19 protein-coding genes are annotated in these 20351 nt (G+C 73.6%); 11 read left to right on the top strand and 8 right to left on the bottom strand.

Annotation, left to right across the window (positions count from 1 at the left end; genetic code table 11):
- Window positions 1-61 precede the first annotated feature (61 nt).
- A complete protein-coding gene (cphA, locus tag EDD33_RS07540) occupies window positions 62-2914 on the bottom strand; it encodes a cyanophycin synthetase (protein ID WP_246003420.1) in 2853 nt (950 codons plus the stop codon).
- Entirely contained in the window at window positions 2911-3894 is a 984-nt protein-coding gene (locus EDD33_RS07545; protein WP_123389793.1) for a cyanophycinase, read from the bottom strand. Before EDD33_RS07545 ends, cphA begins: the two co-directional genes overlap by 4 nt.
- 33 nt (window positions 3895-3927) lie before the next feature.
- On the opposite strand from EDD33_RS07545, the gene EDD33_RS07550 reads away from it, so the two are divergent.
- Together EDD33_RS07550 and EDD33_RS07555 are read left to right on the top strand one after the other, a co-directional pair.
- Entirely contained in the window at window positions 3928-4467 is a 540-nt protein-coding gene (locus EDD33_RS07550; RefSeq protein ID WP_170169725.1) for a SixA phosphatase family protein, read from the top strand.
- On the top strand, window positions 4467-5027 hold the full coding sequence (locus EDD33_RS07555) for a DUF1990 domain-containing protein (RefSeq protein WP_123389794.1): 561 nt from the start codon (window positions 4467-4469) through the stop codon (window positions 5025-5027). Before EDD33_RS07550 ends, EDD33_RS07555 begins: the two co-directional genes overlap by 1 nt.
- Window positions 5028-5034: 7 nt before the next feature.
- Here EDD33_RS07555 and serB read toward each other — a convergent pair whose 3' ends face one another.
- Both serB and EDD33_RS07565 read right to left on the bottom strand, forming a co-directional pair.
- On the bottom strand, window positions 5035-6288 hold the full coding sequence (gene serB / locus EDD33_RS07560) for a phosphoserine phosphatase SerB (protein ID WP_123389796.1): 1254 nt from the start codon (window positions 6286-6288) through the stop codon (window positions 5035-5037).
- A 10-nt stretch (window positions 6289-6298) separates the two neighbouring features.
- On the bottom strand, window positions 6299-7003 hold the full coding sequence (locus EDD33_RS07565) for a hypothetical protein (RefSeq protein WP_123389798.1): 705 nt from the start codon (window positions 7001-7003) through the stop codon (window positions 6299-6301).
- 97 nt (window positions 7004-7100) lie between these two features.
- Between EDD33_RS07565 and EDD33_RS07570 the strand changes: the two genes are divergently transcribed.
- From EDD33_RS07570 to EDD33_RS07585, 4 genes are read left to right on the top strand one after another with little or no spacing between them, the layout of a single operon-like run.
- A complete protein-coding gene (locus EDD33_RS07570; RefSeq protein ID WP_123389799.1) occupies window positions 7101-7898 on the top strand; it encodes an ABC transporter ATP-binding protein in 798 nt (265 codons plus the stop codon).
- A gap of 46 nt (window positions 7899-7944) precedes the next feature.
- On the top strand, window positions 7945-8406 hold the full coding sequence (locus EDD33_RS07575; RefSeq protein WP_123389801.1) for an NfeD family protein: 462 nt from the start codon (window positions 7945-7947) through the stop codon (window positions 8404-8406).
- 47 nt (window positions 8407-8453) lie between these two features.
- Window positions 8454-9647, top strand: coding sequence for an SPFH domain-containing protein (locus EDD33_RS07580; protein ID WP_123389803.1), 1194 nt, complete (start codon window positions 8454-8456; stop codon window positions 9645-9647).
- The gene (locus tag EDD33_RS07585) at window positions 9647-10453 is read left to right on the top strand and encodes a sulfite exporter TauE/SafE family protein (RefSeq protein ID WP_123389805.1); all 807 of its coding nucleotides are present in this window, start codon (window positions 9647-9649) and stop codon (window positions 10451-10453) included. The genes EDD33_RS07580 and EDD33_RS07585 overlap by 1 nt, the downstream gene beginning before the upstream one ends.
- Before the next feature lie 121 nt (window positions 10454-10574).
- On the opposite strand, the gene EDD33_RS07590 is transcribed toward EDD33_RS07585, so the two are convergent.
- Together EDD33_RS07590 and EDD33_RS07595 are read right to left on the bottom strand one after the other, a co-directional pair.
- A complete protein-coding gene (locus EDD33_RS07590; protein WP_123389806.1) occupies window positions 10575-12122 on the bottom strand; it encodes a catalase in 1548 nt (515 codons plus the stop codon).
- 121 nt (window positions 12123-12243) lie between these two features.
- Window positions 12244-12771 (bottom strand): YbhB/YbcL family Raf kinase inhibitor-like protein, encoded by a 528-nt coding sequence (locus EDD33_RS07595; protein ID WP_123393161.1) that lies wholly within the window; start codon window positions 12769-12771, stop codon window positions 12244-12246.
- Between the two features lie 68 nt (window positions 12772-12839).
- Between EDD33_RS07595 and cobA the strand changes: the two genes are divergently transcribed.
- On the top strand, window positions 12840-14138 hold the full coding sequence (cobA, locus tag EDD33_RS07600; protein ID WP_246003421.1) for a uroporphyrinogen-III C-methyltransferase: 1299 nt from the start codon (window positions 12840-12842) through the stop codon (window positions 14136-14138).
- On the top strand, window positions 14139-14948 hold the full coding sequence (locus EDD33_RS07605; protein ID WP_123389810.1) for a TrmH family RNA methyltransferase: 810 nt from the start codon (window positions 14139-14141) through the stop codon (window positions 14946-14948).
- A gap of 63 nt (window positions 14949-15011) precedes the next feature.
- On the opposite strand, the gene EDD33_RS07610 is transcribed toward EDD33_RS07605, so the two are convergent.
- Window positions 15012-15986, bottom strand: a complete 975-nt coding sequence (locus EDD33_RS07610; RefSeq protein ID WP_211332457.1) for a threonine ammonia-lyase — start codon at window positions 15984-15986, stop codon at window positions 15012-15014.
- An 84-nt stretch (window positions 15987-16070) separates the two neighbouring features.
- On the opposite strand from EDD33_RS07610, the gene EDD33_RS07615 reads away from it, so the two are divergent.
- Complete coding sequence (locus EDD33_RS07615) at window positions 16071-17015, top strand: LysR family transcriptional regulator (RefSeq protein WP_123389812.1); 945 nt, start codon at window positions 16071-16073, stop codon at window positions 17013-17015.
- Here the strand turns inward: EDD33_RS07615 and def are convergent.
- Window positions 16964-17584 (bottom strand): peptide deformylase, encoded by a 621-nt coding sequence (gene def / locus EDD33_RS07620; protein ID WP_123389813.1) that lies wholly within the window; start codon window positions 17582-17584, stop codon window positions 16964-16966. The genes EDD33_RS07615 and def overlap by 52 nt on opposite strands.
- A 78-nt stretch (window positions 17585-17662) precedes the next feature.
- Here def and EDD33_RS07625 point away from each other — a divergent pair, with 78 nt between their 5' ends.
- Window positions 17663-19060 carry an acyl-CoA dehydrogenase family protein gene (locus tag EDD33_RS07625; protein ID WP_123389815.1) on the top strand — a complete coding sequence of 466 codons (1398 nt, stop codon included), beginning with the start codon at window positions 17663-17665 and terminating at the stop codon, window positions 19058-19060.
- Window positions 19061-19127: 67 nt separating this feature from the next.
- Window positions 19128-20342, top strand: a complete 1215-nt coding sequence (locus EDD33_RS07630; RefSeq protein ID WP_123389817.1) for an acyl-CoA dehydrogenase family protein — start codon at window positions 19128-19130, stop codon at window positions 20340-20342.
- Window positions 20343-20351: the final 9 nt, after the last annotated feature.

Raw genomic sequence — 20351 nt, forward strand, 5'->3', positions numbered from 1 at the left:
CTGGCTCTGGGCCCGCCCAGGGGGCCGGTCGTGAGGTCAGGCCGTGGGGTCGGCCGTGGGGTCAGGCCGTGGGGTCGGTCGGCGGCGTCCAGTCGGGGTCGGCCACGGGCGCGTCGCTCGACCCGGCACCGGCGCCGGCCTGGGCATGGGGCGACCAGTTCTCCAGCTCGCTCATGACCAGCGGGTGCTGGTCGACGCAGACCACGACGAGGTCGCCGTAGTTCGCGCGGCTCATCGCGTGGTGCACGGCCTCGATCTCGTCGAGGATGACCTCGAGCTGCTTGCAGCGGCTGCCGGCGTCCATGGCCCGGCGTACCCCCTCGGCGACGAGGGAGGCGGTCTCGCCGCGCTCGCGGCGGCGCAGCGCCTTGTCCTCGCGCACCACGACCACGTCGAAGTGCTGGGCCGCGACGTCGCCGAGCTCGCGCATGTCCTCGTCGCGGCGGTCGCCGGCGGTGGCGATGACGCCGATGCGCGACGGCTTGCCCAGCTCGTGACCGGAGTCGAGGCTCTCCCCGAGCCGGTCGACGAAGTCACCCAGCGCGCGCATGCCGGGCGCGTTGTGGCAGTAGTCGACGATGACGTTGACCCCGTTGACCTCGATCTCGTTGAGGCGTCCGGGGGAGAGGTAGTAGCTGGTGGAGAAGGTCCGCAGGCCCTGCCGGATGTCGTGCAGCGGAGCGCCCGCGGCGAAGGCGGCGGCTGCGGCGGCGAGGGTGTTCTGGACGTTCATCCGGGCGCGGCCCGAGAACGTGGCGGGGAGCAGGTGGGTGAAGGCCAGCTGCATCTGGCGGGCACCGTGGCGCACCACGATCATCTCGCCGCGCTCGGTGCGCTGCAGCACCAGCGCCTTGCCGCCCCGGCGGCAGTGGGCGTCGATGAGGTCGATCTCCTCCGAGCCGGGCTCGGCCATGGAGAACCACACCACCTGGCCCGAGCAGCGCCGGCGCATCTGGCGCACCAGCGGGTCGTCTGCGTTGAGCACGGCGTGGCCGTCGCGCGGCACGGCCTCGACCAGGACGGCCTTGACGTCGGCGAGCTGCTCGACGGTGTCGATGCCGCGCAGGCCGAGGTGGTCGGGCTGCACGTTGAGCACGACGGCGACGTCGTTGCGCTCGTAGCCCAGGCCCTCGCGCAGGATGCCGCCGCGCGCGACCTCGAAGACGGCGAAGTCGACGCGGGGGTTCTGGAGCACCATCCGCGCGCTGCGCGGGCCCGAGGCATCCGAGCGGATCAGCAGCCGCTCGTCGATCACGACGCCGTCGGTCGAGGTCATGCCGACCTTGCGACCCATTCCCTTGAAGATGTGGCTGATCATCCGGCTGGTGGTCGTCTTGCCGTTGGTGCCGGTGACGGCCACGATCGGGATCCGGCTCGGGGTCCCCGGCGGGATCAGCATGTCGACGACCGGCTTGGCGATGAACTGCGGCTCGCCGATGGTCGGGTGGGTGTGCATCCGGAAGCCCGGGGCGGCGTTGACCTCGCAGATCGCGCCGCCGGTCTCGCGGACCGGCTGGGTGATGTCGGGGCAGATGAAGTCGATGCCGGCGATGTCGAGCCCGATCATCCGGGCCGCCTCCTCGGCGATCTCGACGTTCTCGGGGTGCGCCTCGAAGGTGCGGTCGATGGAGATGCCGCCGGTGGACATGTTGCCGGTGAGTGCGAGCTTGACCATCTCGCCCTCGGCGGGCACGGAGTCCAGCGTGTGGCCCTGGCCGGCCAGCACCTCCTCGGCGGCCGCGTCGACCTTGATCCGGGTCAGCACCTTCTCGTGGCCCAGGCCGCGGCGCGGGTCGGCGTTGGTGAGGTCGACCAGCGACCGCACGGTGCTGGTGCCGTCACCGGTCACCGAGGCGGGGACCCGCTCGGCGATCGCGGCCATCCGGCCGTCGATGATCAGGCAGCGGTAGTCCTTGCCGGTGACGAAGGACTCCACGATCACGGTGCCGCGGCGGGACTGGGCACGCGCCACGTCGAAGGCCTCGCGGACGTCGTCGTCGGACTGCAGGTCCAGGCACACGCCGCGACCGTGGTTGCCGTCCAGGGGCTTCACGACGACCGGGAAGCCGATCCGGCGCGCCATGGCGACCGCCTGGTCCGCCGTACGCACCGACTCCTGCTTGGGCACGGGCAGCCCGGCGGCGCCGAGCAGCCGGGTGGTGAGGTCCTTGTCGGAGGCGATGTCGACCGCGATCGAGCTGGTCTCCGAGGTCATGGTGGCGCGGATCCGCTTGGCGTGGACGCCCTGGCCCAGCTGCACCAGCGAGTGCTGGTTGAGCCGGATCCAGGGGATGTCGCGCGAGACGGCCTCGTCGAGGATCGCCTGCGTGGAGGGGCCGAAGGCGGTGCGCTGGGCCCGCAGGATGAAGGCGTCGAGCTCGGCCTCGAAGTCCAGCTCGGGATCGGGCTGGACGAGGTGGTTGACCAGGCGTACGGCGAGCCGGGCGGCCGCCAGCCCGACCTGTTCGTCGACGTAGCCGAAGATGACGTTGTAGTGGCCCGGCCGGCCCTTGACCTGACGGGTCTTGCCGCGCCGTACGTCGTGGCCGACCACCTGCTGCAGCGCCAGCGCGCAGTGCTCGGCGACGTGGCCGAGCCAGGTGCCCTCGTGCAGCCGCTCCACGAACCCACCGCGCCGACCGCGCGAGCAGGAGTGCTCGCGCAGGCCGGGCAGGGCCTCGAGGAGGTGCTCGGTGAGGCCGGGGATCGTGTTGGTGGGGTACTCCTCGATGACGCCGAGGTCCACCACGAGGTGGATCGCCTTGTCGTAGGACCACACGTTGGCGCCGCGGTAGACGCGGGTCTCCACGATCGCGAGGTCCGGGGTGGGCCGACCGCCGCCGCTCACCTGGGTCACGCCGCTGCGCGGCTCGGGGGAGTGGTCGTCACGGCGGTCCTGGGGGCTCTGCGTCACGGTCGGGCTCCTCTGCTCCGTCGGGCCACCCGGCGGCGGAGCACCGAGGGCGAGGCGTCGTCGGCGGCGATGTCGCGCGCCAGCTTGGACAGGTCGCGGTTGGCCACGGCCAGCTCGTCCGCCTCCGCGGGGTCGCCGACGGTGGGGGCCGGGAGCAGCGTGCGGTCGGTCAGGTCGAAGTGGGACCCGGCGGGCAGCGCGTGCAGCACCACCCCCGAGGCCAGGATCGGCCGGTGCTCCTTGGCGGCGTGGGCGTCGGTGACCATCGTGCTGCCGTCCAGCAGCGTCACCACGCCGCGGCCGACCACCTCGAGCCGCTGGCGGCCGTCCTCGTCGGTCGTGACGACCGCCGCGGTGTCCTCGTCGACGCCGATCCCGAGCAGCTGGGGGCTCTGGGAGACGATCATCAGCAGCCGTCCGTAGCGGTTGCGCTGCGCGAAGTGCTGGTCGACGACGCAGTCCGCGAGCAGCCCCAGCCCGGCGGCGACCTGGGTCATCCGCTGCTTGGCCGTCGCGCCGCCCGGGCCGAAGGCGACCATGTGCGAGGACTGGATGCTGGCGCCGGCCGAGGTGCCGCCGACGGTCACGCCGCGGCGGTGGGCGTCGTGGAGCGCGTCGCCGAAGGGTGTCCCCGCGACGACGGTGCCGAGCTTGAGCTGGTTGCCGCCCGTCATGAAGACGCCGGTGGCGCGGTCGAGCTCGGCCACCAGCGCCGGGTCGAAGGCCTCGGCGCGGTCCTGCGGGCGGACGCCGTAGACCTCGGCGGCCCCCAGCTTGGCGAACACCGCGGCGTACACCTCGACGATCTCGTCGCCGAGCGAGGAGGCGGTGGGGACCACCGCGATCCGGGCCTGCTCACCGCCGGCGCGGCGGACGAAGTCGGCGAGGACGGCCCGCTTGCCGAGCTTGTCCTCGGCCCCGCCGATGACGACGAGGTCACCGCGGGAGGACCCCGGCACGGGCGTGGCACCGAATGGCATGACAGGCAGCCTAGGGGGTGGAAGATTGACGGTGTGACCCCCTCTTCCCCCGACGATCCTGCGGTCCCGCAGCGCCTCCTCGTGGTCCTCCGGCACGCTCGTGCCGAGTCCTTCGCCGAGGAGGACCACGCCCGGCGACTGACCGCCCGGGGCCGCCGCGACGCCGCCGCCGTGGGGGAGTGGCTGGCCGGCACGGACGTCCGGCCGGACGTCGCGCTGGTGTCCTCGGCCGCCCGCACCCGCGAGACCTGGGACCTCCTGACGGCCGCCCTGGCCGACGCCCCCGAGGCGCAGGTCCGCGACGACCTCTACTCCGCCTCGGCCGACACCGTCCTCGACGCCCTCCGCGCGGTGCCCGAGGACGTCACGACCGTGATGTACGTCGGCCACAACCCGACCGCCGCGTCGCTGGCGCAGGCCCTGGAGGACGGGGAGCCCGACGTCGAGGCGTTCGTCGCCCTGAGCCGAGGCTTCCCGCCCGGGGCGGCCGCGGTGCTGCGCGTGCCGGTCGCCTGGTCCGACCTGGACGCAGCCGGTGCGCGGCTGGTCGACTTCCACGCCCCCGTCGGCTGATGTCGCTCGTCGTGCCCGGCCCGGGGTCGCAGGCCGCGTTCACCTACGCGCCCGTCGGCGGCACCCGGGAGACCGGCCCGCCGCCTGCGGGCTACCGCGCCGTGCGGGAGCGCCGCCGGGTCGGCACCACCGAGGCCGACCTGGAGGCCGCGGCCGCGTTCGTGCTGGGCTTCGGGATGCAGCGCGCCCTCGGTCTCGACCCCGTCTCGGTCTCCCCGGTCGCCGTCGAGGGGGTCACGGTGGTGCTGACCGCCGGCGCCGGCCCGCTGCGGCTGCGGGCTCCCACGCGGGTGGTCTACGTCGTCGACGAGCCCGACCGGCGCGGCTTCGCCTACGGCACCCTGCCCGGTCACCCCGAGAGCGGCGAGGAGCTGTTCGTCGTCGAGCGGACGGCCGCGGGCGTCGTCGCCGAGGTGCGGGCCTTCTCGCGTCCGGCCTGGGGCCTCCTGCGGGCGGCCGGACCGGCCGGTCGGCTGGCCCAGCGGTTCGCGGCCCGGCGCTACCTGGCGGCCTGCGCCCGGGCGTGCGCCGACGCGCGGGGCGACGGCGCGGCCGGGTGAGCGGTGCTCAGACCTCGGGCTCGGGCGTGGTGAAGCCGGCCTCGGCGTCGGCGGCCACGACCTCCTCGCGCGTGATGCCGAGCAGGTAGAGGACGGCGTCCATGTAGGGGACGTTGACCGACGTCTGCGCCGCCTCCTGGACGACCGGCTTGGCGTTGAAGGCGATGCCCAGGCCGGCCGCGTTGAGCATGTCGAGGTCGTTGGCGCCGTCGCCGATGGCCACCGTGGAGGTGACGGGCACACCCACCTCGGCGGCGAACCGGCGCAGCGCGTCGGCCTTGCCGGCCCGGTCGACCACGGGTCCGACGACGCGGCCGGTGAGCCGCCCGTCGAGGACCTCGAGCTCGTTGGCGACCGCGAAGTCGATGCCGAGGTCCGCGGCCAGCCGGTCGGTGAGCTGGGAGAAGCCGCCGCTGACGATCGCGAATCGGTAGCCGAGCCGCTTCAGCACCCGGACGGTGGTCCGGGCCCCGGGGGTGAGCTGCAGCTCGTCGTACACCTCGTCGAGGGCGGTGGCCTCCAGACCCTCGAGCAGCGCGACGCGGGAGCGCAGGCTCTCGGCGAAGTCGAGCTCGCCGCGCATCGCCTCCTCGGTGACCCGCGCGACCTCCTCCTCGCAGCCGGCCTTGGCGGCGAGCATCTCGATGACCTCGCCCTGGACGAGGGTGGAGTCGACGTCCATCACGATCAGCCGCATGCCGCGGCGCAGCAGGCTCGCGGGCTGGACCGCGATGTCGACGCCCTGGACGGCGGCCTCGCGGGCCAGCAGGTCCCGGAGCTGGTCGGGGTCGGTGCCGGACACGTGCAGGTCGATGGCGGTGATCGGGTAGCGGGCCATCCGCTCGATGCGATCGATATTGGCGCCGGTGTCGGCCACCCGGCCGGCGATGGCGGCGACGGCGGCGGCGCGCAGCGGGCTGCCGAGCACGGTCACGTGGCTGCGGCCCTCGGGGCGCGGCCGGTTGTCGCCCGAACCCTGGACGACCTCGACGGTCATGTCGAGGTCGGCGGCCACCTGCTCCAGCGCGTTGCGCAGCGCCTGCCACTGTCGCGGCGAGGAGACCAGCAGCCCGAGGACGAGGCGTCGCCGCAGCACGATCTGCTCGATGTCGAGCACCTCGACCGAGAAGGCGGCCAGGGTGTCGAAGACCAGCGAGGTGACACCCGGACGGTCACGGCCGGTGAGGGTCACCAGGAGGGTCCGCTCCCCCCCGGGAGGCTCGGGGGCGGGTCCAGCGGGGACGTCGGGCTGCTCCGGCACGCGGACGAGGCTAGCGGTCGTGACGCCCGGTGCAGGCGCCGACCACGGCCCGGCGGGCGGCCCGGTCGAGGTCGGCCAGCGCCTCGCGGCGCCGGGCCACCTCGTGGGTCGACAGCGCGCCGCCCTCGTCGGCCCGGGCGGCGTCGACGACGTCGAGGCACAGCGCGGCCCGCTCGAGGGTCTCGCGACGCCGCGGGTCGAGGACCGGCGGGAGCGGCAGCGGGGGCCGGTGGCGCAGGTTCATCAGCAGGTCGGGCACCTCGGGGCTCCACGACGCGACGTCGAGGTCCACCAGGCGCTGGGTGACGGTGGCGAGGGCCAGCCGCAGCTCGGAGGCGCTCTCGCGCTCGTCGACGTACGGCGCCGGGGCCGCCCGGTGGGCGCGCCAGACCACGCTGCGGGCGTCGAGCTCGGGCACCAGCGCCACCGATCCCGCGAGCACGGCCTGGCCGGACTCCAGCGCCGCGTGGTTGAGCGCCGGCGGACCGCCCAGCCCGGTTAGGTCGCCCGGGACCGGCAGCGCCAGCGAGACCGGGCCGCGCAGGGCGCCGGGGAGCTCGACCAGCTCGGCCACCTCGCGGTCCGGCAGCCCGACCACGAGGTGGCGGGGGTCCTCGCCGCGCACGGCGTCGGCGAGGTCGTCGGGACCGACGTGGCCGGCGCGGACGGCGTCCAACCAGGTCGCCAGGACGGCGGAGACGGGCAGCGAGCTCACCGGGGAATCGTAGGAGCCCGCGCCACGCCGCGTCCCCACCGCCCGGTAGGTTGACCCAGGTCCGTCGCCCCCGTCCCGCCGCGTGAGGTCCCCACCCGTGAACGCCGTCCTCGAGCTCGCCGACGTGACCGTCCGCCGGGGGGAGTCCGTGCTCCTCGACGGTCTCGACTGGGCGGTGGAGGAGGACGAGCGCTGGGTGGTGCTGGGCCCCAACGGCGCCGGCAAGACCACGCTGCTCCAGCTGTGCTCGGCGCAGATCCACCCGACCTCCGGCGTCCTGGCCGTGCTCGGCGAGGTGGTCGGCACCGTCGACCTCTTCGAGCTGCGTCCCCGCATCGGCTGGACCAGCGCCGCCGTGGCCGATCGCATCCCGCGCCACGAGCTGGTGCGCGACGTCGTCGTGTCCGCGTCGTACGGCGTGGTGGGCCGCTGGCGCGAGCACTACGACGACCTCGACCACGCCCGGGCCGCGGAGCTGCTCGTCGAGGTGGGTGCGGGCAACCTGGTCGACCGCACCTTCGGGACGCTGTCCGAGGGCGAGCGCAAGCGGGTCCAGATCGCCCGGGCGCTGATGACCGACCCCGAGCTGCTGCTGCTCGACGAGCCCGCCGCCGGCCTCGACCTCGGTGGCCGCGAGGACCTGGTCTCCACGCTGTCGGTGCTGGCGATGGACGAGTACTCCCCGGCCACCGTGCTGGTCTCCCACCACGTCGAGGAGATCCCTCCCGGGTTCACGCACGCGCTGCTGCTCCGCGACGGCAAGGCGGTCGCCGCCGGCCCGCTCCCGCACGTGCTCACCGAGGAGCTGCTCTCGCGCACCTTCGGACTGCCGCTGACGGTGCAGGAGGAGGACGGGCGCTGGGCCGCACGGCGCAAGGCGGGCCGACGCGCCTGAGCGCCGGACCCGGGAAGGCTGTTCGGTCCCCGGCTAGGGTTCGGCCATGGACTGGCTACGGGACAACGCATGGCAGAGCTGGATGCTCCTCGCCGTCGTCCTGGGCGGCCTGGAGATGCTCGGCCTGGAGCTGTTCCTGCTGATGCTGGCCGGTGGCGCCGTCGTCGGAGGCGTGACGGCCCTGCTCGGCGGGGATCCGCCCCTCCAGCTCATCCTCGCGCTGGTCACCTCGGTCGCGCTGCTGGGCCTGGTGCGTCCCAACATCATCGGCAGGCTCCACTCGACCCCCAAGCTGGTCACCGGCCACCACTCGCTGATCGGACGTCGGGCCACCGTGCTCCGGGAGCTGTCCACCTCGGCGCCGGGCCGGGTCAAGGTCGAGGGCGAGGAGTGGACCGCGCTGCCGTACGACGAGGACGACGCCATCGAGGCCGGTGCCGTGGTCGACGTCGTGATGATCAAGGGTGCGACGGCGTACGTGCTGCGCGCCCACCCGCCGACGACGTAGCCACGTCGCGGCGTTCCGCTGCAACTCGGGTGACAAGGGGGATAGCCATGGGACTTCTCATCGTGCTGGTGGTGCTGCTGCTCTTCGTGGTGGTGCTGCTGGCCAAGTCCATCCAGATCGTGCCGCAGTCGCGGGTGGGCATCGTGGAGCGGCTGGGCAAGTACCAGCGCACGCTCACCGAGGGCCCCAACCTGCTCGTGCCGTTCATCGACCGGGTGCGCTACAAGATCGACCTGCGTGAGCAGGTGGTCTCGTTCCCGCCCGTCTCGGTGATCACCGAGGACAACCTCTCGGTCGACATCGACACGGTCATCTACTTCACCGTCACCGACCCGGTCGCGGCGACGTACGAGATCGTGAACTACATCCAGGGCGTCGAGCAGCTGACCATCACCACCACCCGCAACATCGTCGGTGGCATGACGCTGGAGGAGACGCTGACCTCCCGCGACCGCATCAACACCAGCCTCTCCGAGGTCCTCGACGACGCCACCGGCCGCTGGGGCATCAAGGTCAAGCGCGTCGAGATCAAGGCGATCGACCCGCCGGCCTCCATCAAGGACTCGATGGAGAAGCAGATGCGCGCCGACCGCGACAAGCGGGCCGCGATCCTCACCGCCGAGGGCCAGCGCCAGTCCGCGATCCTCACCGCCGAGGGCGGCAAGCAGGCCGCCATCCTCAACGCCGAGGGCGACCGCCAGTCGCTGATCCTGCGGGCCCAGGCGGAGCGTGAGTCCTCGATCCTCAAGGCGCAGGGTGAGGGCCAGGCCATCCAGACGGTGTTCCAGGCCATCCACGACGGGCAGCCCGACCAGGCGCTGCTCGCCTACCAGTACCTCCAGATGATGCCCAAGATCGCCGAGGGCTCGGCCAACAAGGTGTGGGTCGTGCCGTCGGAGATCACCAAGGCGCTCGAGGGCCTCGGCTCGGCCATGAACCAGGTCAGCGGCATCCCGAAGGACTCCGGCGGTCCGCGCGTGCGGGTCGACCCCGGGGCCATGGACGTCGAGATCCCCGAGGTCGATACCAGCAGCGCCGACGAGGCCGTCCGCGAGGCGCTGCGCGCCGCCGAGGAGTCGGCACGCACCGCGCCGGGCCAGGCGGCCAGCCCGATCGGCGGACTCGACGCCGGCCGCGACCTCGCGGCCGGCATCCCCGACCCGTCGGTGACGCCCCCGCCCGCCGAGGCCCCGCCGGCCGGCGCCGACGGGCCGCCCGACGACGGGTCGACCCGGGCCTAGTGGGTCCCTTCGAATCGGCGGCGATCCTCCTCGCGGGGGTCGCCGCCGGCACGATCAACACCGTCGTGGGCTCCGGGACGCTGATCACCTTCCCGACGCTGCTCGCCTTCGGCGTACCGCCCGTGACGGCCAACGTCTCCAACACCCTGGGCCTGGCACCGGGCTCGCTCTCCGGCGCGATCGGCTACCGCGCCGAGCTCCGCGGGCAGCGCCGCCGGCTCGTGGTGCTGGGCTCGGCCTCGCTGCTCGGCGGCATCGTCGGGGCGCTGCTGCTGCTCTGGCTCCCGTCCTCGGCCTTCGACGCCGTGGTGCCCGTGCTCATCCTCCTCGGGTGCGCCCTCGTGGTCGTCGGCCCGCGCCTCTCGCGCCGGGTCGCGGCGCGGGCGGCCACCCGCGGCGGCCTGGCCGAGCACGGCGCGTGGTGGGTGTGGCCCGCGGTGGGCCTGGCCGGGGTGTACGGCGGCTACTTCGGCGCCGCCCAGGGCGTGCTGCTCATGGCGATCCTCGGCATCGGCGTCGCCGACACCATGCAGCGCCACAACGCCGCCAAGAACGTGCTGGCGCTGATCGTCAACGGCATCGCCGCGGTGGTGTTCGTGCTGCTCGCCTTCGTCGACGTGCCGTTCGCCCCGTCGAGCTCGGCGGGGAGCATCGACTGGTCGGTCGCCGGCCTGATCGCGGCGGGCTCGGTGATCGGCGGCCAGATCGGCGCCAAGGTCGGCCGCCGGCTGCCGCCACCGTTCCTGCGGGCCGTCATCGTGACGGTCGGCCTGGTCGCCGTCGCGGCGTTCGTGCTGCCGCTGTAGGTGCGGGCGGCGTACGCCCTCGGGGGAGGCGGCCGCGCCCCCGGACGTCCGGGCCGGCCCCCGACGTACGACGCCCCCGACCGCGCGCGGCGGACGGGGGCGTCGGGTGGAGCGGGGTGCGTCAGGCCGAGCGGGCGTGGCTCTTGCTCGACTCGGTGATCACGCCCACGCGGTCGGTCGGGCCGGGGGCCGGCGCCTTCTCGTCCTGGCCAGCGTTGACGGCCTCCTCGATGCGCTTGCCGGTGTCGGCGTCGACGTTCTTCCAGTACTCGAGGACGCGGGGGAGCGTCTCGGGCTTCACGCCGCCGAGGATGTGACCGGCGACGTTGCCGACGAAGCGCTCGCGCTGCTCGTCGTCCCAGACCTCGCGCACCAGCGTGCCGGCCTGGCCGAAGTCGTCGTCCTCGGAGCGCAGCGTGTAGGCCTCGCGGACCATGGCGCCGTCGACCTCCCAGCCGTCCTCGGCGACACCGGTCTCGTCGGAGTAGCCGCGCCCGTAGGAGTTCGGGGCGTAGACCGGGGCGTCACCGGAGTGCTGGTAGGCCATCGGCCCGTCGAAGGTGTAGGTGTTGTGGTCGGCCACGCGGTTCTGGTTGACCGGCAGCTGGTGGTAGTTCGGGCCGATCCGGTAGCGGTGCGTGTCGGCGTAGGAGAACACCCGTCCCTGCAGCATCTTGTCGGGGCTGAAGGAGATCCCCGGCACGATCGCGCTGGGCTCGAAGGCCGCCTGCTCGATCTGCGCGAAGAAGTTGTCGGGGTTCTTGTCGAGCCGCATCGTGCCGACCTTGATCAGCGGGTAGTCCGCGTGCGACCAGGTCTTGGTCAGGTCGAACGGGTTGAACCGGTAGGTCTTGGCGTCCTCGTAGGGCATCACCTGCACGTTCAGGGTCCAGGACGGGAAGTCGCCGTTGTCGATGGCCTCCTGCAGGTCGCGACGGTGGAAGTCGCTGTCCTCGCCGGCGATCTTGTTGGCCGCCTCCTGGGTCAGGTTGCGCACGCCCTGGTCGGAGTGGAAGTGGAACTTCACCCACGACTTCTCGCCGGCGGCGTTGATCCACATGTAGGTGTGCGAGCCGTAGCCGTTCATCTCGCGCCACGAGGCCGGGATGCCGCGGTCGCCCATCAGGTAGGTCACCTGGTGCGCGGACTCGGGGTTGAGGGTCCAGAAGTCCCACTGCATGTCGTTGTCGCGCAGGCCGGTGCCGCCGCGCCGCTTCTGCGAGCGGATGAAGTGGGGGAACTTCATGGTGTCGCGCACGAAGAACACCGGGGTGTTGTTGCCGACGAGGTCCCAGTTGCCCTCGGTCGTGTAGAACTTCAGCGCGAAGCCGCGGGGGTCGCGCCAGGTGTCGGGGGAGCCCTGCTCGCCGGCGACGGTGGAGAAGCGGGCCAGCATGTCGGTGGTGACACCGGGCTGGAACAGCGCCGCCTTGGTGTACGCCGAGACGTCCTCGGTCGTCTCGAAGGTGCCGAACGCACCCGAGCCCTTGGCGTGGACGTTGCGCTCCGGGACGCGCTCACGGTTGAAGTGCGCCATCTGGTTGATGAAGTGGTGGTCGTTGAGCAGGATCGGGCCGGTGTCGCCGACGGTCAGCGAGTTCTTCTCGCTGGGTGCCGGGGCACCCGACTCGGTCGTGGAACCGCCATGGGGGCGGGTGGTGTCACTCATCGGGGTCCTCCAAGGACGGGCTGCGTCGAACGGTGAGAGGGGGTGGGCCGCGAGGGCCGCACTCCAGCCGGGTACCCCGAACCGGCAGGTCCGTTCAGCCGGACCCGCCGGTTCTCGGGGCTCAGTGCTGGTAGGTGCCGGTCAGGATCGCGCGGCCGGCGGTCTTGAAGGCCAGGTTGAAGCTGACCACCGCAGGGCTGGCGCCGGCGTCCACGCCGAGCTGCTCCTCGGTCACGGCGTGCACCACGAAGTAGTAGCGGTGGACCTGGTCGCCCTCGGGCGGGGCCGCCCCGGTGAAGGCCAGCGTGCCGACGTCGTTGCGGCACATGAAGGCGCCGCCCGGCAGGGACGCCCCCTCGGCGCCGGCGCCGGTGTCCAGCGAGGTGGTGTCGGCCGGGAGGTCGACGAGCACCCAGTGCCAGAAGCCCGACGGGGTCGGGGCGTCGGGGTCGAAGCAGGTCACGGTGAAGCTGCGGGTGCCCTCGGGGGCGCCGCTCCAGCTCAGCTGCGGCGAGGTGTCGCCGGCGGCGGCCACCTGGGCGTCGGCCAACGGCTGGCCGTCGGTCACGTCCTCGCTGGTGACGGTGAAGGAGGGCACGCTCGGGAGCAGCTCGTAGGGGTCGGGGTGCACGGGTCGGTCCAGGCTCATGGGCCCGAACATAGTCCGCACGGTGGCGGGGGTCGGGTCGAACGACGGGACGCCTCACAATGGTGTGCGTGAACGGCACCGTCACTCCTCCGACCAGCCCACCGGCCGACCGTCCGACGTACGCCGTGGGGCTGCGGCTCGCAGGCCGGCGCGTGCTCGTCGTCGGGGGCGGCAACGTCGCGCAGCGCCGGGTCCCGACGCTGATCGCGGCCGGGGCCGACGTCCGCCTGGTCTCGCCGGAGGTCACCCCGGCGATCGAGGGGCTCGTGGGGTCGGGGGAGATCACCTGGTCCGAGCGCGGTTTCGACGACGGCGATCTCGACGGGGCGTGGTACGTCCTGGCCGCCACCGACGACGCGGCCGTCAACGCCCGGGTCTGCGAGCTCGCCGAGGAGCAGCGGCTGTGGTGCGTGCGCGCCGACGACGCGGAGGAGGGCACCGCCTTCACCCCGGCCGTGGGCACCCACGACGGCGACCTCGTCGCCGTGATGGCCAGCACCGCGGCCGACCGCGACCCCCGCCACCACGCCGCCCTGCGCGACGAAATCGTCGCCGCGATGCGGCAGGGCGCCGTGGCCGCCCGCCACCACCGCGAGCGGGTGCCCGGGGTGGTGCTCGTCGGCGGCGGACCGGGCGACCCCGAGCTGGTCACCATCGCCGGTCGCAAGGCGCTGATGGACGCCGACGTCGTCGTCGCCGACCGACTGGCGCCGCGCGAGCTGCTGGCCGAGCTGCCCGCGAGCACCCGCATCGTCGACGTCGCCAAGCTGCCCCGCGGCCGCTCCGCCCTGCAGGAGGAGATCAACCGGGTCATCGTCGAGGAGGCCCTGGCAGGTCGCCGGGTGGCGCGCTTCAAGGGCGGCGACAACTTCGTCTTCGGCCGCGGCTACGAGGAGATCCAGGCCTGCGAGGCCGCCGGCGTACCGGTCACGGTGATCCCCGGCATCAGCAGCCCGATCGCGGTCCCCGCCATCGCGGGCATCCCGGTCACCCACCGCGGCGTCACCCACGAGTTCACCGTGGTCAGCGGCCACCTGCCCCCCGGCCACCCCGAGTCGCTCGTCAACTGGGAGGCGCTGGCCCGCCTCACCGGCACCGTCGTGCTGATGATGGCGGTGGAGAACGCCCCCCACATCGCGGCGGCGCTGCTCGAGGGGGGACGCCCCGCCGGCACCCCCGTGGCGGTGGTCTGCGACGGCTCGATGCCGACCGAGCGCACCGTGCTCTCGACGCTCGGCGGGCTCGCCGAGACGCTCACGGCCGAGCGGGTGCGCCCGCCGGCGATCATCGTGGTCGGCGACGTGGTCGCGGTGGCGCGGCCCCAGCACTTCGAGGGCCACCTGCTCCCGGGCACGCAGGACGCCTGAGTGGCCTCCTTCACCGAGGTCACGGACCCTGCCGACCCGGTGCTGGCCGACTACCGCCACCTGCGCGACGTACAGCTGCGCCAGTCGATCGAGGCCGAGCACGGGCTGTTCCTCGCCGAGGGCGAGAAGGTCGTGCGCCGTGCCGTGGAGGCCGGCTACGAGCCCCGGTCCTTCCTGATGGCACCGCGGTGGCTCGACGGCCTGGCCGACGTGCTGGAGCAGACCGACGCGCCCTGCTACGTCGCCCCGGAGGCGCTGACCGAGGAGGTCACCGGCTTCCACGTCCACCGCGGCGCGCTGGCCTCGCTGCACCGACGGCCACTGCCGAGCGTCGCCGAGGTCCTCGCCGGCGCCCGCACCGTGGCGGTGCTCGAGGACGTCACCGACCACACCAACGTCGGCGCGGTGCTCCGCAGCGCGGCCGCGCTCGGGATCGACGCGGTGCTGCTGGCCCCCCGGTGCGCCGACCCGCTCTACCGCCGCGCCGTCAAGGTCGCGATGGGGGCGGTGTTCAAGGTCCCGTGGACCCGCCTGCCCGACTGGTACGACGCCCTCCCGCAGCTGCACGACGCGGGGTTCACCACCGTGGCGCTGACGCTGGCCGACGACGCGGTCGAGCTCGAGGCGGCCGTCGCCGGGCTCGACCGGGTGGCGCTGGTGCTCGGCTCGGAGGGGCACGGCCTGTCGGCGCGCTGGCAGGAGGCGGCCGACGTCCGGGCCGTGGTGCCGATGCGGGCGGGCGTGGACTCCCTCAACGTCGCGGCCGCGGCCGCGGTGGCCTGCTACGTCACCGTCCGCCGATCGGGGTAGTCCGAGACGTTCGGCACCCCCAGAGACCTCCGGCGCGGTGCCGAACGTCTCGGACTACGCGGATCAGCCGCGCGCCAGGGAGGCCAGCTCCTCGAGGGAGGCGTTGCCGCCGCTGACGACGATCGCGGAGACGGCCGGGGCCGCGGGGCGGGCCAGGAGCGCCGCGAGCGACGCGGCGCCGGCGCCCTCGGCGAGGGTGTGGGCGTCGGTGGCCAGCACGCGGGCGGCGGCGTCGATCTGGTCGTCGGTGACCAGGACGAAGTCGTCGAGTCCGGCCGCCAGCACCGACTGCGGCAGCGCGTAGCCCGCGCAGGTCGCCAGCCCGGCGACGCGGGTGCGGCAGTCGGCGCTGACGAGCGAGCCGCTGCGCCAGGAGTCGTGGGCGGCCGGGGCGGCGGCGGACTGCACCCCGACGACGCGGCAGTCGGGCGCGAGCGCGTCACGGACCAGGCAGGCGCCGGCCGCGCTGGTGCCGCTGCCGATCGGCACGAACAGCACCTCGAGGTCGGGATGGACGCGGAACAGCTCGAGGTGCAGCGTGGCGTGGCCCAGCACGATCGCCGGGTCGTCGCCGGGGGAGACCCAGCGCAGCCCGTCGCGCTCGGCGAGCTCGCGGGCGTGGGCGGCCGAGGCGCCCAGGTCGGGGCCGTGGACGACCACCTCGGCGCCCAGCGCGGCCACCGCGTCGCGCTTGACGGCCGGGGCGGAGGTCGGCATCACGACGACCGCGCGGGTGCCGGCCAGCCGGGCGGCGTACGCCGTGGACTGGGCGTGGTTGCCGGTCGAGGCGGTGACCAGGCCGCGGCGTACCTCCGAGGGCGTCAGCGACGCGGCGAGGTTGACCCCACCGCGCACCTTGAAGGCGCCGGTCGGCTGCACGTTCTCGTGCTTGACCACCACGCGGCCGCCGACCCGTCGGTCCAGCACGGGGTAGGACCACGAGGGCGTGGCCGGCAGGTGGCGGGCGACCACCTCGGCGGCACGCAGGACACCGTCGAGGTCGAGCGTCGAGGGGGTCAGCAGCGGGGTCGGGGTCACCGGTCCAGTCTCGGCCGTCGGATACCGATCGGTCCAATAGACCTGATTACCGCGAATCATCGCTGGTGTCGATACGATGTCCCGGTGCTGGACGTACGCCGCCTCGAGGCGCTGCTCGCCGTGGCCCGGACCGGGTCGGTCTCCCGGGCGGCCGAGGAGCTGCACTACGGCCAGCCGACGGTCTCCCACCACCTGCGGCGCCTCGAGGCCGAGACCGGCGCGGTGCTGCTGCAGCGGGTCGGTCGCGGCGTCCGCCTCACCGCCGAGGGGCGGCGCCTCGCGGACCGTGCCGAGGAGCTGCTGGGGCTGCTGCAGCGTGCCGAGACCGAGCTGGCCGACGCCACCACGCTGCGTCACGGCCGGGTGCGGCTCGCCGCGTTCCCCTCGGCGACGGCGACGCTGGTGCCGCGGCTGCTGGCCGCGCTGGCCGACGAGGCGCCCGGGCTGGTGCTGGAGCTGACCGAGGCCGAGCCCCCGGAGGGGATCGCCATGCTGCGCACGGGCGAGGCCGACCTGGCGCTCGCCTTCAGCTACCCCGACCGCGAGGAGGACCCCCAGCTCACGGTCACCGAGCTCCTCGACGACCCGCTGTTCCTGGTCACCGACGCCGCGCGGGCGCCGGAGGGCGCCCTCCGCGACCTGGGGGCGTACGCCGCGGCGCGCTGGGTCACCGGCTGCGAGCGCTGCCGCAGCGAGCTGCTCGTGCTGTGCGAGGCGGCGGGCTTCGAGCCGGACGTGGTGTTCGCGACCGACGACTACGTCGCCGTGCAGGCCATGGTGGCCGCCGGGCTCGGGGTCAGCCTGCTGCCGGGGCTGGCGCTGCGGGCCCACCGCCACCCAGGGGTGGTGGTCACGCCCGTGCCGGACGCCCACCGCCGGATCCACGTGCTCGGCTACGGCCAGCCGCCGCTCCCGCCGGCCGTGGCCCGGGTGGTCGCCGTGCTGGCGGCCGTGGCCCGCGGATCGGCGAGGTCGGCTCAGTCCGCGTCGGACGCCGGCGAGGCCACGGCCGGCCAGCCCTCGGGGTAGTCGGCCGCCTCGGCCTCCATCTGCTTGCGCAGCCGCTTGCGCGCCTTGGCCGCCACCCGGTCGCCGAACACGGTGCCCAGCGTGTGGTCGGTCTCGTGCTGCAGGCAGCGCGCGAGCAGGCCGTCGCCCTCGTAGGAGACCTCCGTGCCGTCCAAGCCGGTGCCGGTCACCCGCGCCCAGTCGGGGCGGGGGCACTCGACGAACGCGCCGGGGTAGGACAGGCAGCCCTCGTCACCGTCGTCGAGCCGGCGGTCACGTCCCACCGGCAGGGCGACCTCGGGGTTGCACACCACGCCGCGGTGGATGACGCCGTCCTCGTCGGGGCAGTCGAAGACGAAGACCGCGAGGTCCACCCCGATCTGGCACGCGGCCAGCCCGACGCCGTCGGCGGCGTACATGGTGGCGGTCATGTCGGCCACGAGCCGCGCCAGGTCCTCGTCGTGGGCCGTGACGGGCCGCTGCCGCCGGTGCATCACGTCGGTGCCCCAGCGGGTGATCGGGCGGACGGTGCCGCCGGTCGGCAGCTCCGCCGACGTGGGGGCGACGGGGAGATCGCTGGTGTCACGCATGGGCGGGATCCTATGCGTGAGCCGCGACACGACAGGAAGGTGTGGCGCACTGTGTAACTCCTAGTTACATTGGGTGTCATGGCTTCCTCGAAGGACTCCGCGACCCACCGGACCACCGCCCGACTGCCGTGGACGCTGCTGCGCACCGGCGGCCGCCACGGCCTCGCCGAGGGGGAGACCCGCGACCCGATCGGCCTGGCCGTCGCCGCGCTCAACCGGCTCGCCTCCTCCGAGCTGCTCGACTCGCTCGGCCTGCGCAAGGCCAGCGAGCAGACCGTCTACCGCGTGACCAGCGCCGGCTTCCGCACCGCCGGCACGGTGGGCCGCCAGTTCGCCCGGGCCGGCAAGGCCACCCGCGGCCAGCGGGTGCCGGCCGCCGCCTCGACCGGCCAGTTCGACCTGACGCCGGGCGAGGACGAGCAGATGCTCGCCGACGTCGTGGCCGAGTTCGCCGAGGAGGTCGTCCGCCCGGCCGCCTCGGCGGCCAACGAGGAGTGCGCCGCACCCGAGGAGCTGCTCAAGGCGACCCTCGAGATCGGGCTGCCGATCCTGGGCGTGCCGGAGGAGCTCGGCGGCATCGCCACCGAGCGCTCGACCGTGGCCGGCGTGCTCGTCCACGAGGCGCTCGCCAAGGGCGACATGGGCCTGGCCGTCGCGGCCCTGGCTCCCGGTGCCGTGGCCACGGCGCTCTCGCTCTACGGCACCGACGAGCAGCAGGCGACCTACCTCCCGGCCTTCACCGGTGACGAGGTCCCGGCCGCCGCGCTGGCGCTGGCCGAGCCCACCGCCCTCTACGACGCCATGGCCCCCGCCACGACGGCCGAGCGCCGCGGCGGCAGGATCGTCCTCAACGGCGTCAAGTCCGGCGTCGTGCGCGGCGCCGACGCCGAGCTGTTCGTCCTCAGCGCCACCCTCGACGGCGAGGCGCGGCTGTTCCTCGTCGAGTCCCGCACCGAGGGCATCACCATCGAGTCCGACCCCTCCATGGGGCTGCGCGCCGCGAGCCTCTCGCGGCTGCTGCTCGACGACGTCGAGGTGGAGGAGATCGCCCTCCTCGGCGACGCGGCCGACCACGCCGCCTGCGTGCGCGCCTCCCGGCTGGCCTGGTGCGCCCTGGCCGTGGGCACCGCCCAGGCGGTGCTCGACTACGTCACCCCCTACGTCAAGGAGCGCCAGGCGTTCGGCGAGCCGATCGCCCACCGGCAGTCGGTGGCCTTCATGGTCGCCAACATCGCCATCGAGCTCCAGGGCATGCGGCTGGTCACCTGGCGCGCCGCGAGCCGGGTCGCGCAGGGCAGGACGGCCGAGCGCGAGGTGGCGCTCGCCCGCAAGCTCTGCACCGAGCACGGCATGCGCATCGGCCTGGACGGCGTCCAGCTGCTCGGTGGCCACGGCTTCGTCAAGGAGCACCCCGTCGAGCGGTGGTACCGCGACCTGCGTGCCATCGGCGTGATGGAAGGAGCGGTGCTGGTCTGAGGCCCCGCCGCCCCCGACCAGCCGACCGCCCCGCTCGCCGACCACCCCAGGACACCAGGAGAACCCCGTGATCAACCTCGAGACCCCCAAGAAGGTCCGCCCCCTCATCGACCAGGCCCACCAGGTCGCGATGAACATGCTCCGGCCGATCTCGCGCAAGTACGACGAGGGCGAGCACCAGTACCCCAAGGAGCTGGACATGCTGGCCGCGATGATCGACGGCATCAGCGAGTCCGGGGCCACCGGCGGCGCGGGTGCGGCCGGCGTACGACGCGACGAGAAGCCCCAGGAGAAGAAGGGCAACAAGAACGGCGCCAACCTGGCCTCCGTGCTCTCCGTCATGGAGATGTGCTGGGGCGACGTCGGCCTGCTGCTCTCGATGCCCCGCCAGGGGTTGGGCAACTCCGCCATCGCCTCGGTCGCGGACGACGAGCAGCAGGAGCGGTTCGCCGGCACCTGGGCCGCGATGGCCATCACCGAGCCCGGCGTCGGGTCCGACTCCGCCAACATCACCACCACGGCGGTCAAGGACGGCGACGAGTACGTCATCAACGGCGAGAAGATCTACGTCACCTCCGGCGAGCGCGCCGACAGCGTCGTGGTGTGGGCGACGCTCGACAAGTCGCTCGGCCGCGCCGCGATCAAGTCGTTCGTGGTGCAGAAGGGCACGCCGGGCATGCGGGTGGAGCGCCTCGAGCACAAGCTCGGCATCCGCGCGTCCGACACCGCGGTCATCATGTTCGAGGACTGCCGCGTCCCGGCCGCCAACCTGCTCGGCTCGCCCGAGGTGGACACCAAGCAGGGCTTCGCGGGCGCCATGGCGACCTTCGACAACACCCGCCCGCTGGTCGCCGCCATGGCCGTGGGCTGCGCCCGCGCCTCGCTCGACCTGACTCGCAGCATCCTGGCCGACGCCGGGGTCGAGGTCGACTACGACAAGCCGGTCTGGCTGCAGCCCGCTGCGGCGGCGACCTTCCTGCAGCTCGAGGCCGAGTGGGAGTCCGCCTACCTGCTGACGCTGGAGTCGGCGTGGATGGCCGACAACCGCAAGCCCAACTCCAAGGAGGCCTCGATGGCCAAGGCCAAGGCCGGCCGGATGGGCTCCGAGGTCACGCTGCGCTGCGTCGAGCTGGCCGGCACCCTGGGCTACTCCGAGGCCGAGCTGCTCGAGAAGTGGGGCCGCGACTCCAAGATCCTCGACATCTTCGAGGGCACCCAGCAGATCCAGCAGCTGATCGTGGCCCGCCGCGTGCTGGGTCTCACCTCCGCGCAGCTGAAGTAGCGACCGAGC

The organism is Nocardioides aurantiacus (assembly GCF_003752505.1).
GTDB classification, from domain to species: Bacteria; Actinomycetota; Actinomycetes; order Propionibacteriales; family Nocardioidaceae; genus Marmoricola; species Marmoricola aurantiacus.

Bases quoted from the DNA above. Each gene is read 5' to 3' on its own strand.
- EDD33_RS07590 (WP_123389806.1), bottom strand. From the start codon at position 12,122: ATGAGTGACACCACCCGCCCCCATGGCGGTTCCACGACCGAGTCGGGT.
- EDD33_RS07595 (WP_123393161.1), bottom strand. From the start codon at position 12,771: ATGAGCCTGGACCGACCCGTGCACCCCGACCCCTACGAGCTGCTCCCG.
- EDD33_RS07545 (WP_123389793.1), bottom strand. From the start codon at position 3,894: ATGCCATTCGGTGCCACGCCCGTGCCGGGGTCCTCCCGCGGTGACCTC.
- EDD33_RS07555 (WP_123389794.1), top strand. From the start codon at position 4,467: ATGTCGCTCGTCGTGCCCGGCCCGGGGTCGCAGGCCGCGTTCACCTAC.
- EDD33_RS07575 (WP_123389801.1), top strand. From the start codon at position 7,945: ATGGACTGGCTACGGGACAACGCATGGCAGAGCTGGATGCTCCTCGCC.
- EDD33_RS07625 (WP_123389815.1), top strand. From the start codon at position 17,663: ATGGCTTCCTCGAAGGACTCCGCGACCCACCGGACCACCGCCCGACTG.
- EDD33_RS07580 (WP_123389803.1), top strand. From the start codon at position 8,454: ATGGGACTTCTCATCGTGCTGGTGGTGCTGCTGCTCTTCGTGGTGGTG.
- def (WP_123389813.1), bottom strand. From the start codon at position 17,584: ATGCGTGACACCAGCGATCTCCCCGTCGCCCCCACGTCGGCGGAGCTG.